Genomic DNA, 11,184 nt, shown 5'->3' with positions numbered 1-11,184 from the left:
AATATTAATAATCTTGGATATAAACCTCAGCAATAGCGATAACTTGAGGTCATCTCTTACCCCCAACGTGCGGTCGAAAAGTTAGATTAATCCGTGTGCTAACGACCTTATTAGTCTTCGGAACTTGATGCAGATGAGTACTTTGACAACCCGGAAGCATTACCAGCAGACTCCCATGCTCCAGCCAAAAGTCAGTCGGCTTACCCCCGATGGGCTTGATTTGGAATTTCCTCACCGAACCCAGGCTGATGGATGCGATGGCTGGGTTAAATCCCATCGAAGCTTCACTGTCGTTGTGCCAGCCGATACTGTCTTGTCCACTTCTATACTGATTGCCGATGACAATGCGGAAGCTGTAGCCAGTAGCCGCAGTAATCCTATCTCGCAGTTGGGCCAGCGATGAAGTCCAAGGTAATGGTTTGAGCAGTACACTCTTGGAGTAGAGGTAATCACACCCTTCGTCACCATAAATGCACTCCAGACGCGGAACGGGCATAGTTTTACCCAACATCCTGATTTGGTTTTGCTGCCATTGCAGTTCTTGGCAATGTTGGTAGAGTTCGTCGGCTTCTTCCTTGTTCAGAAATTCTGGATAATAGTTGACTGGTAAAGTAGGAGCAGATTCGGGAAATAAAGTTAGTTGTTGCATAATTCTCATGAGGCGATCGCCCGAACGATTTCAATAGCCCGTTCTTGTGAAATAGCCTGCTCAGGGTTCTTGTAAAACCCAGCAATCGCCGACTTGGGACGAATAATAATTTGCTGCCCTGTTGCGCGTTTGTCCCACACAAAACAGGAGATGGTAACGTTATCGGTAGCCCAACGAATACCCCGTTTGTCTTTCCGAAAACAGAAACGGGGCATAATGATCACAAGTGACGGCGGGTGCTGCTGTAAGAAATCCGCCCGATCATCACAAGGTTCCAGAAAGCTGGTAAGTAAAAAAGCAGCTACACCTATACGCGCTTTCTGGTAGGCATTTTTGATAATTGGTGCAGCAAATTCCGCGTATGGTGGGTTAGTGCAGATCCAGTCACAATCGGGAAACTTAGCCCATGACTCGGATAGTGTTGCATCCAGATGGTGATCAGCCGCTTTATGTGGATCAATATCGTTCGTCCACATTTGCTTGGTGTAGGGCCACACTCTGAGTAAAGAAGCGATCGCTCCATGCCCCACACACGGCTCACCAATGACACCAGACAATCTGACATGACGCAATAACTCAGTAGTAAACCATGATGGAGACTCGTAAAAGTTCAGTGGATGTCTACCAACAGTTTCTATATATACACTTATATCTGGTTGTGATCTTAGGAGTTTTGCAACAGTCATAAATTCTCTCCAACTTGTTTAACAACTTGAGCGCTGATTGATTCAAAATCCACTTGAAAAATGTTCATTTCAGTCAGCATCTCGCCACTGTTATAGCGGTCTACAATATGCTGCTGCTTAATACCTAATTCTGAAAGCCCATCGGGGATATTAATGTGAGCTTCACTAATAATCTTTTCGGTGACTCTAATAATGACTCTCATATTGGTTATGCCAAATATAAAAAAGTGTTTAACGTGGCAATTGCTACTTGTTTAATAGCGATCGCTTTTATCTCCAAGGTGTAAAATTATTCCATTGAAACCAGCTTGAGCCAGAATCAGAGTATGCAGAGGTGCGGTGGATTGCTTCTGGATTACCCCAGCAACAGCAAGCATTGATGGCGAACGTGGGCTTCTCCTGGAATGTTCCATCTGGTAAAAGAATTTGGTAAACCTCATCCTCAGCCCACAGTTCTAACCATTCCTGTTGTAAGTACTCTTGGTAAAACTGACTCCAGCGAGATTCTAGCCAGCGCGATTCTGTCTCGCGGTTGTAACGCCACAGTTTAAACACCATATTCCAGTGCGCGAGGAAGTCGAGCGCCATCGGCTTGGACTGCACAAGAATCTCTTTATCACCAGGAACGAGCATCAACTCCTCACATAGTCGGGGAAGCTCCACAGTCATGCCGCCGTACTCAACGGTGTACCATTCGATTCCGCTAATGCCTTGGCTTACTTGTTCAGCCCAAATTGTTTGTCGTTTATCAGCTGTATCTTGCGCTCTTTTTCGGAACATATCGAAACGCAATACTGTTTCTACTGGGAATAACTCGCCTTTCACTTGTTGTAGTGCCATGTCACAAGCTCCTTCCCAACCGATTGCATTGATTTGGTCGATCTGTTGTGCGAGTGCTGCTGCTCTTGGATCATGAAATCGTGTGATTAACCTATACATCGAGATGAATTATTGTTTGTGTCGTTATCAGATGTTACAATTCTTAATAATGTTTATGTTCTCCAGCCGATATCAGCTTAATAACTAGTAGTGCTTAATATTCGAGCAACTGAATAATTGAAGACTAATGGCTACTAAACTGATACTTTTTCCTTCTTGCTAGTAAAAGCCCCCGCCTGCCTTAGCGCTGTACCAGGGCTAGAGTGAGCAAAGAACTCTTCTATAGCTTTGCTCAACCCAGCCGCAACAGTCGGCTCGTGACAAGCGTAGACATAAACGGGCTGTTGAACACCGTTAACCAATCGCGTTTCTTGGCGATCGCCCAGTTGTGGGTAAAATGTTCTCACCCATGTGCCCAAGTGTCCCCGATAGTGAGCGCCGCTCAGGGGGACTTTTTTTCCAAGTTCGCTCTCTGCAAAGTTGACTACGCCAAGCCAGCGTTCTTCTGAAGGAGTGAGCAATTTTCTGTTGTGTTCAGCCAAAAGGTTCCCGGCATAGTCTTTAAATTGCTGTTCCATGTACGGGTTGAGTCTGCCACCAGTTAACTCAGCTAAAGTTTTCATTGCCAGGACAAGAGTATGCAATCGTTGTTCAACTGGAGGAAGGGCTGGTGTAGTGGGTTGTTCTTGTGGTTGAGTGGCGGGTTTTGTCCAGCCCAGAATGTCTTGCATCCAGGCACGAACACCAATGCTTTCAAATGCTTCACAGGCTAATTTTGCTTGTTGAGTGCATCTCTTCCCCGCTTCAAACCCATAATAGTGAAGTATGGCGGCAACAGCTAAATCAGGAATGCCAGACTGTGACCAGCCTAAAATGTCAGCACCTTCAAACCCTTTACGGACAAGCTTTTCAACCAATTTAGAACCAGAATTGTCAGCAGCAGTTTTGAGACTTCTGAGCAATCCGGCATCGTTGACATCAGCTAATCTTGCAGTTGCCCGAATACTGGCTTTACCTTGTCCATTAGAGTCAACAGTGATTTCTTGCTTTATCTGGTCTATGATTTGGGCTACTTCGATTTGTGACATAACTTTAGTTGTGTGATAATTTTTCGTTGTTGATTAGAGAGAATTAGACATTCACACGCACCAAACTTTTTTCACCAACCAGTGAGAAACGATTCGATATAGTTGGTGTCTTAATTAACGTTGGTGACATCAATTCAACAAGGTAAAACCAAGAATTATGCACGAGCGCAATTCCCAAAATCAGCCGTTGTTTTGTTCCCTTATCATGAGAACAAAGCATCACTCTTTCGCCCAAAACAAAAGCAGGCTTTTCCACAGTGATGGCTTCTAATTCCCCAGTCCCGATGATTTGGTTTTGTGTAGCGTGGAGTATTTCAATACGGTAGTCAATTGAATAAATCCAGCACTCATGCTTCCATTGCATACCGCAACAGTAGCCAAATGTTCTCGTGGTTCGTAGATATACTCTCTCCAGTAAATTCACCTCAACAGGTGGAATTGTTCCACACCAAGGTGGGGAAAGGTACCAACTCGTTTGAAGTGCGTTAATATGGTCAATCATGCTTTTCTTCCCAATAAGTAATTAATCGCTTCAACATCGAGAGCAGCAATGCGTTTTTTAATTGATTGTGGTGGGTTATCAAAAAACTGCTTAAGATGCCATCTCCGAATTTGGTAATGTCTGGCAGAGCGTCTTGTAGCTTTAAGCCATCCTCGCTTTACCCATCTTGTGACAGTTGAGAAGTTTAACTGAAGAACTTGAGCAATTTCTTTACAAGAATAGTTATCAAGAGTGGGACGGGCTGAATAACCTAAGCTATTTAACTTCAGATAAATTGCAATTGGTGTACGATAGAATCCTTGTCTTTTTAAGCTTGAGGCTATTTGTTTGACTGTATAGACTTCAGCTTTCGCCTCAATAATTGCGAGTTCTTCATCAGTCCATTTGATACTCATCTGATTACCTCCCCTATTTGTGCAGATTTAGTAGAAGAATGTTTTGATAAAATCTGAGCGCTAATAGATTCAAAGTCAACTTGAAAGATGTTCATATCTATGACCATTTCCCCAGTGTTGTAACGGTCTACGATGTGCTGCTTGATTGCGGATTCATCAAGCCCATCAGGGATATCTATATGTGCTTCGCTGGTGATCTTTTCGACTACTGTGACAATGACTTTCATGGTTTTTATTCCTATCTGATTAATTCAGGATTCAGAAATAAAACTTCTTCTGAATCCTGTATGATTATTTACACTGCTCCGGCTTTTGCAGTTTGCACCTGCTGCATCCACGTTTTGATTGCAGTTAACTCATCAGCACCATTAGCAACAGCATCAACAACCTGCTTTTGATACAAAGATTCAGCATGATTGGGATAGTCGCACTTGTCTGCTGCCCAAGCCAAACACATTGTTTTTACCAGTTCATTAATCTTGGTAATATGAAGTAGACTTGGGCGGTCAACATCCTGAAATTGCAACCACTCTCTGACTAAATCAAGTGGATAATCAAGCAAGGTGCGAATGTTTTTAATTCGTAAATCTTGAGGATGTACTGCTTGAGGGACTACGCTAAGTTTTGGTGTAGATGGGATAGTTGAGGATGTGCCACCTAAGCGAGATTGAATGTCATTAATGAGAGTTCCCCAGTCAGCATTTTTATTCCACTCCCTTTCAATTCTGCTTTTAGTTACTGCATCATAAAGATTACAGAAAACTGTATTTTGTTCACCAGCAGTAGCAGCAATAATCAGTGGCTTAGAAAAATCTTGGATTAAAGAGGCAGCTAGGAGAAAGCTTTTTGTGAAGTTTGTTTCAATACCACTTCTGATAACATAAAGTCCATCGGCACTGACAACAATATCCAGCTTCAGATTGTCTTTGCCTTTAAACTCTTTAGTCGTTAGGCGGAGTTCAGACAAGTACCCAGTTAATGCTCTTTGGGAAACTGGGATTTTCTTATCTTGGTTGATATTGAACTGGTACCAAACGTAAGATTCTCCGTCTACTTCTCCCTGATTTACATATAAATAGATGGGTTCGGGAGGGTTACATAAACCTAGTTTTATTTCAGCAATCATGTTTCACCTCGCTTAAATTTCATGGATTGGTAGTCTGTGTGTAATAATGAGAATTCTGTAGCGGAAAGTAACTTCCCGTATTTGCAATCGTCTGAATATTGACTACATTCAGACGATTAGATTACATTTCTATTAAAGAGAAGGCTGTTGATTCCGGTCTAACTCCCATTGCAGATAAGTGAGCGCAGTTTGAGCATCAGCAACGTTTAAGTCAGGTTGATATCCCTCGTCCAGCAGTTGTTTGTAGTCTGAGTGCGTAGCAATTTCGGATATCAGGTTTTGAGCTTGTTCAACTAGGTGGTAGAGATGTGGGTTAGACATTTCTATGCCTAATCGTGAGCATAAATCTTCTGCTTTCACTCCCCTGATTCCTGGCTCAATCTCCGTTTCCAACTCTTCAAGTAGAGATTGAAAATCTGGGTGTTTATCGTTGATTTCAATTTCAATCAAATCTGCACTCTTTGTAACGATGGTTGCCCAATTGGGTAAAGTCTGTGGAATGGACTTAGCGTAAAGTTTCATAATTTTTTCCTCTGGGATTAATAACCTAAAAATCCTCGGCAATCTCTAATAAAAAACCGCGTCCTGTGTTCTGTACCTGTACCAGTTCTCTATCCAGCAGAGTTTGGATAACTGAATCGGAGAATTGGAATTGCAAACGATGTAATGGAACACAACTGCCACTAAACAATTCGCAATTCGCAATTCGCAATTCGTAATGATAGACGAAACTTGTACTGAGCAAAGCCGAAGTATTGAAAATTCATTCAAAAATTTAAGTTTCTAATTTAAATTCTGAAAAAACGATTAGTATTAATATTCGAGCCAGCGTATTTTTGCCTAGTATTTTAATTGCGAATTGCGAACTGCGAATTGCGAATTGGTTCGCTCTACGGTCAAAGGTGTTGTTTGTTTCCTTAGCCATTGTTTGCACCTTGAGTTAATACGGTTAACTGTCGGTTGAGAATGGTTATTTGCTGTTGGTACAAGTCAATTTCAGCAGTGATTTGTGAGAATAATTCTTCTGGTGTCAGGGGTTGGATTTGAGACTCCTGAAAGTGGAATAATTCATCAGAGTTTTTATTAGGCATCAGAGCATAACGCCAACCATCACCAAATTGTTCAGCCAGTTCTGTACCACTTGGGTAGTAATGAAGCCCCAGAATGATGCCGTCTTTAGTACGCTGTTCCAAAGCAAAGCGAGGGTAGCCCCAGTGTCGGGGAATGGATATTGTGGGTTGCATTGATTTAATCGGGGATTGGTGAATAAATAATCAGGGAAAGGGCAAAGGGGAAGGGAATGAAGAAATTTACCTTTAACCTTTTCCCAGGCGAAGCCCAAGACTACGCCATGACTAACTCCGCTCTGTACAGCAGCCGTTGCAATTTATTGCCAGTTAGCTGTTCTAAGGGTTGCTCTAAAAAATATTCATCAAAAATGGATTTACCATCACAAGACACGTCCACCATCGGCAGTTGCCAGACTGCTTCCATTGCAGAATCATACGGTAGTTGTTGACATTCTCCAGTACGCATCACCCACCAGCCGCCGTCAGTGCATCCCACTTCACCCAGTTTCACGTCGTTGTGGTAAATGCCATCGTCGAGAATTTCAAAACCGTATTTCTCACATTCTGCGAAAATCTGCGCCATGATTTCGTTACCAGTAGTGCAAATTTCTTCTGGTAATTGCTCTTGTACTGGTAGCGTACCTTGCTGGTATTGTTGCTTGATATAGCTGTGGCATCTGGCGCCTGAGAGGTCGCGGAAAATCTCAACGTTGTTTACCAGTACTCGCCAGTATAGATTTTGGTAGTTGCCGTGGTCGTAGCTAATGCTGGCTACGAGGTAGTCACCTACAAACGCCTCTTGGTCATAAAACGAGATTTCCAGAATTGTTGGCACTTCTGCTACTTGCGCTGGTGCTGGGAATGTTTCTCTAAGTGTGCCGTCTTTATGATGCCATTCGATGAAGCGATAGCATTTTGCCCAGGTGTTAGCGCCAAATTCTTCTTTGCCGTTGACCATGACTAGCCACGGTTGGGTTACGAACTCGTCGTGGTCGTATGCGATGTAGGCTATTAGTTCTTTGCCACAGTAGACTTCGTGGTGGTAGAAGTTGATTTCTATGGTTGTCAGTGGTTCGGGGGCTATGGCTTGGGCTTGGGTTGCGATGAAGTGGTCGAATTCGGATTGGGCAAGGGCTTGTTCGTCGGGGGCAGTAGGGGTGAGTTTCTGAATCTTGCTGGCTTGGTAATTAGCGATCACACTAATCCAAGAATCCTTGCAGCGTTTGTCGTTTACCTCAGATGTACAGGCAATTTCGCCGTAGATTTGCTTTATACGCGCAATGGATTTCAGTTGCAGCTGTTGTTGGCTGTAGATGATGTGAGTCATAATAAATCAGTTCCTAACGGGACGGAAAGCGCTTCAGATTGCGAGTCGGGGGCGCTTTCTCTGTTTATATCTTTTATACTACTGTTGTATACACCAGTTGTCAACTAGTGTATACTTTTATAATACAAAACAAGTTTAGAATTATGGAGGCGTCTACACCAATGTTGATGGATGTTGTTAGACAGATAAAAGTTACAATCCCAGATTTATCTCAAAAAATTAAGGAGGCAAGAGAAAAAGATGGAAGATCAGTGCAGGTTTTAGCCACCTCAGCAGGAATTTCTACTGCTTATTGGTATCAAATAGAACAAGAGAAAAGACAGTGGATTTCTGAAGAAACTCTGCGTGGGATTGAACAAGCTTTAGGATTAGATTTAGGGGTGCGTTTTGATGATTGATTCCCTTATTATCAATCTTTTATTTCTACCTCTAGTCTCCTTTGTGAAGCAATGTCTAGGCTGGGCTACGTCTACGCACTTATCTGTTAAATCCAAAATTTACGTTGCAATTGATTCTGAGAAAATCTCATTGAACTAGAAAGGTGGAATCATGCCTAAACCACCTTCTAGACCTAACAGAGCCACCTCTGCTGCATCTACCGATTCAACTTCAGCAGCTAACTCTGCAAATAAGGATATCTCCCAGCAAGTAGATCCCGCTTCAGCAACAATAACGGTTAGTGCTGTTGAAGTTCCAGAGTTGACAGGGGAGCAATGCGATTTTGTGAGGTGCTTAAAATTCGAGTACTAAATCACCTATTTAGGGCTGCGATCGCAGCCAAATAACTGTTTTTATTGAGAATTTAGCTCTTTAACTGAGAATTAAAGTCTGATCTAACAAAATCGCATTGCTCCCAGTTGACAGAGGCAGAACAGAGCGATCGCCTTCACCTAGAGCGCCGTGTGGAAAAAGCGTTTTTTGAGGCGGGGAAGGCATTGGCAGAATTGCGCGATGGGCTATGCCCCGCCGTAGGCGATCGCAGACTGTACCGTTGTGTGATTCGTTTCTGGTATGGAGCCGCTAGCAACTAGCGGGGTATAACTAGAGTACATTATGAAAGTCACTTTCATAATGTATAACTGTTCTTTTGATGTAGGTGAGCTAAGTAACCTAGAAAGGCAAGCCCTACCCTTGAGGAGACAAGTGACCCCCGACCTGCCCACAGTGAGTAGACTCGGAAATCTACAGGCTGAAGCTGGGAACAGGACGCAATCAGAGCCTAAGCAGGTAAGGCACACTGGCGTTAATGGGAAGATAGCATGGGTAAACAAGTCCTGGAAAAGTGTCTCACAGTCAAGTCACAACCTGGAAACAAAATGTGAACTTCATCCTCTGTAACCTCGCAGCATTTATAGCGGTAATAGCTGCAATCTCTGAGGACAGGATAGGCAAAGTGGACTGCCCTAAACTATCAAAAGCAATCGAAAGAACGGAACGAAAAGAAACGATATAAGAGTCTAGGGAAAAGGTCGAAAACCCTGGTAAGTAAAACGAGATACAGAATCCTCTTGTATCGGGTAGGACAGAGCATAACTGCTCTGAGGTATTCAGAAAACGCGATTTGGAGCAAAGTATGATTAGGCACAGCAAAACTGCTAGTGAATCTTGGAAATCATTACCCTGGAAGAAATTTCGGGCGAACCTTTTCCGCTTGCAAAGGAGAGTGTTTAAAGCTGTTCGAGTGGGAGACAAGCACAAAGCTAAGTCTTTACAAAAGCTGATTCTGAAATCCAAAGCGGCTAGGTTTCTGGCAATTCGTCAAGTAACACAGCTAAATGCTGGGAAAAAGACTGCGGGAATCGATGGTAAAATCGCCTTAACTCATGAGGAGAGATTCACCCTCGAATTGCTACTAAGACAGCAAGACTGGTATCACAACAAACTCAGACAGATACCAATTCCCAAGAAAGACGGTTCCATCAGATACCTTAAAGTACCCACTATTGCGGATAGAGCCTGGCAATGCCTAGCAAAATACGCATTAGAACCAGCTTGCGCGTTGCAACTTTTCATGAACACAGCTATGGATTCAGAACGGGTAGAAGTACCCACGATGCCCAACAGCAGGTATTCTCAAACCTAAGTTCATCAGCCAACGGCATCACAAAAAGAATCCTTGAGCTTGACATTGAGAAATGCTTCGATAGGATAAACCACTCAGCCATAATGGTTAACTTGATTGCTCCCAGAGCATTGAAAACCGCGATATTCCGAGCATTAAAGGCAGGAATAAACCCAGAATTCCCAGAGCAAGGAACACCACAAGGCGGAGTAGTAAGTCCACTACTAGCTAACATCGCCCTAAACGGTATTGAGAACATTCACCAATACCACAAGGATAAAGGAAGAAAAATAACACCCAGAACGACAGTAAAAGACATAAGGAAAGCCTGTGTCAGATATGCCGATGACATGTTGTTCTTCCTAAGACCGGAAGACGATGGGAAAGAAATACTTGACAAAATCAGCCAATTCCTAGCAGAAAGAGGATTAAAGGTAAGCGAGAAAAAGACCAAGCTAACCGCTTCGACAGATGGGTTTGATTTCCTCGGCTGGAACTTCAAAGTCCAGCAAAACGGAAAGTTCAGATGTATTCCCTCAGAGGAGAATTTCAAAGCCTTCCGTAAGAAAGTAAAACACATCGTCAATAACTCGAATTATGGAGCGAAGGTGAAGGCTCTTAAGCTAGCACCAATAGTCAGAGGATGGAGGAACTACCACAAGTTCAGTAAGATGGATGGCTCTCGATTCTCACTATGGAATCTCAACCACAGAGCCTTCATGGCATTCAACAAGGAAACAAAACAGGATAAACACTCTAGCAGGAAACTAATAGAAAAAGCATTTCCTAAAGTTCCTTACTCCGAATTTGCCCACATCAAAGTCAAAGGGAATAAATCACCTTTTGATGGAGACTTAATCTACTGGACTGAAAGGAACAGTAAATTATACGACGGCATAACCTCAAAGCTATTAAGAAGGCAAAACCATAGGTGTGGAAAATGTGGTTATAAGCTAACCTCTGAAGAGAGGGTACATTTACACCACATAGACGGTAATCACGAAAACTGGAAGGATAAAAATCTAACGGTTCTACATGAAAGTTGTCACGATTATATCCACATGGGCAAAAAGGAAATAAAGTAGATTTATTCTATCCTGCGCGAAAACCCGTTAACCAGTTAAGAAAGTGAAAGTCACTTTCTGGGAAGGACAGAGAAATTCTATAGAATTAACCCTCAAGGATATCGGGAGCCGAATGAGGTGAAAGTCTCACGTTCGGATCTAACTGAGAGGTGCGGAGCGTAATAGCTCCCATCGACTCAAACCGACGCATTCAACCTTTGATGAGTACTGTTTGGATAGATTTGGCTACAATCGTTCCCGTTCTTATCAGCTAGTCGACGGGGAGCATCCCAATTTGGCAAAAATAAAAGAATCCAGATTATTCGCGATAAGTAC

15 protein-coding genes and 1 pseudogene are annotated in these 11,184 nt (G+C 43.0%); 4 read left to right on the top strand and 12 right to left on the bottom strand.

The window, feature by feature from the left end; all coding sequences use genetic code 11:
* Positions 1-49: 49 nt before the first annotated feature.
* The 12 genes from ACFFAP_RS30110 to ACFFAP_RS30055 form a co-directional block, all read right to left on the bottom strand.
* A complete protein-coding gene (locus ACFFAP_RS30110; RefSeq protein ID WP_163938000.1) occupies positions 50-649 on the bottom strand; it encodes an alpha-ketoglutarate-dependent dioxygenase AlkB in 600 nt (199 codons plus the stop codon).
* Between the two features lie 5 nt (positions 650-654).
* Entirely contained in the window at positions 655-1,335 is a 681-nt protein-coding gene (locus ACFFAP_RS30105) for a hypothetical protein (RefSeq protein WP_375514649.1), read from the bottom strand.
* Positions 1,332-1,538 (bottom strand): hypothetical protein, encoded by a 207-nt coding sequence (locus tag ACFFAP_RS30100; RefSeq protein ID WP_375514648.1) that lies wholly within the window; start codon positions 1,536-1,538, stop codon positions 1,332-1,334. Before ACFFAP_RS30100 ends, ACFFAP_RS30105 begins: the two co-directional genes overlap by 4 nt.
* A gap of 67 nt (positions 1,539-1,605) precedes the next feature.
* Positions 1,606-2,274 (bottom strand): hypothetical protein, encoded by a 669-nt coding sequence (locus tag ACFFAP_RS30095; protein ID WP_375514647.1) that lies wholly within the window; start codon positions 2,272-2,274, stop codon positions 1,606-1,608.
* Between the two features lie 134 nt (positions 2,275-2,408).
* The gene (locus ACFFAP_RS30090; protein WP_375514646.1) at positions 2,409-3,302 is read right to left on the bottom strand and encodes a hypothetical protein; all 894 of its coding nucleotides are present in this window, start codon (positions 3,300-3,302) and stop codon (positions 2,409-2,411) included.
* A 43-nt stretch (positions 3,303-3,345) separates the two neighbouring features.
* Positions 3,346-3,804: a DUF1392 domain-containing protein gene (locus tag ACFFAP_RS30085; protein WP_375514645.1), complete on the bottom strand. Its 459-nt coding sequence runs from the start codon at positions 3,802-3,804 to the stop codon at positions 3,346-3,348.
* A complete protein-coding gene (locus ACFFAP_RS30080) occupies positions 3,801-4,199 on the bottom strand; it encodes a helix-turn-helix domain-containing protein (protein ID WP_375514644.1) in 399 nt (132 codons plus the stop codon). Before ACFFAP_RS30080 ends, ACFFAP_RS30085 begins: the two co-directional genes overlap by 4 nt.
* Positions 4,196-4,426: a hypothetical protein gene (locus ACFFAP_RS30075; protein WP_375514643.1), complete on the bottom strand. Its 231-nt coding sequence runs from the start codon at positions 4,424-4,426 to the stop codon at positions 4,196-4,198. Before ACFFAP_RS30075 ends, ACFFAP_RS30080 begins: the two co-directional genes overlap by 4 nt.
* 68 nt (positions 4,427-4,494) lie before the next feature.
* Complete coding sequence (locus ACFFAP_RS30070; RefSeq protein ID WP_375514642.1) at positions 4,495-5,325, bottom strand: hypothetical protein; 831 nt, start codon at positions 5,323-5,325, stop codon at positions 4,495-4,497.
* Between the two features lie 132 nt (positions 5,326-5,457).
* The gene (locus tag ACFFAP_RS30065; protein WP_375514641.1) at positions 5,458-5,847 is read right to left on the bottom strand and encodes a hypothetical protein; all 390 of its coding nucleotides are present in this window, start codon (positions 5,845-5,847) and stop codon (positions 5,458-5,460) included.
* A 395-nt stretch (positions 5,848-6,242) separates the two neighbouring features.
* The gene (locus ACFFAP_RS30060; protein ID WP_375514640.1) at positions 6,243-6,569 is read right to left on the bottom strand and encodes a hypothetical protein; all 327 of its coding nucleotides are present in this window, start codon (positions 6,567-6,569) and stop codon (positions 6,243-6,245) included.
* 100 nt (positions 6,570-6,669) lie between these two features.
* On the bottom strand, positions 6,670-7,722 hold the full coding sequence (locus ACFFAP_RS30055; protein ID WP_375514639.1) for a hypothetical protein: 1,053 nt from the start codon (positions 7,720-7,722) through the stop codon (positions 6,670-6,672).
* 143 nt (positions 7,723-7,865) lie between these two features.
* Here ACFFAP_RS30055 and ACFFAP_RS30050 point away from each other — a divergent pair, with 143 nt between their 5' ends.
* The 4 genes and pseudogenes from ACFFAP_RS30050 to ACFFAP_RS30035 all read left to right on the top strand — a co-directional run bounded on the left by ACFFAP_RS30050 (position 7,866) and on the right by ACFFAP_RS30035 (position 10,869).
* The gene (locus tag ACFFAP_RS30050; RefSeq protein WP_375514638.1) at positions 7,866-8,120 is read left to right on the top strand and encodes a helix-turn-helix domain-containing protein; all 255 of its coding nucleotides are present in this window, start codon (positions 7,866-7,868) and stop codon (positions 8,118-8,120) included.
* 151 nt (positions 8,121-8,271) lie between these two features.
* Positions 8,272-8,472 (top strand): hypothetical protein, encoded by a 201-nt coding sequence (locus tag ACFFAP_RS30045; protein ID WP_375514637.1) that lies wholly within the window; start codon positions 8,272-8,274, stop codon positions 8,470-8,472.
* A gap of 107 nt (positions 8,473-8,579) precedes the next feature.
* Positions 8,580-8,753: a hypothetical protein gene (locus ACFFAP_RS30040; RefSeq protein ID WP_375514636.1), complete on the top strand. Its 174-nt coding sequence runs from the start codon at positions 8,580-8,582 to the stop codon at positions 8,751-8,753.
* A 542-nt stretch (positions 8,754-9,295) separates the two neighbouring features.
* Positions 9,296-10,869, top strand: a pseudogene (locus ACFFAP_RS30035) (group II intron reverse transcriptase/maturase).
* Positions 10,870-11,184 lie beyond the last annotated feature (315 nt).

The organism is uncultured Nostoc sp. (assembly GCF_964245575.1).
In the GTDB taxonomy this organism is placed as follows: Bacteria; Cyanobacteriota; Cyanobacteriia; order Cyanobacteriales; family Nostocaceae; genus Nostoc.
Note: the sequence above shows the minus strand (reverse complement) of the source record. Positions and strands in the feature narration are given on the sequence as shown.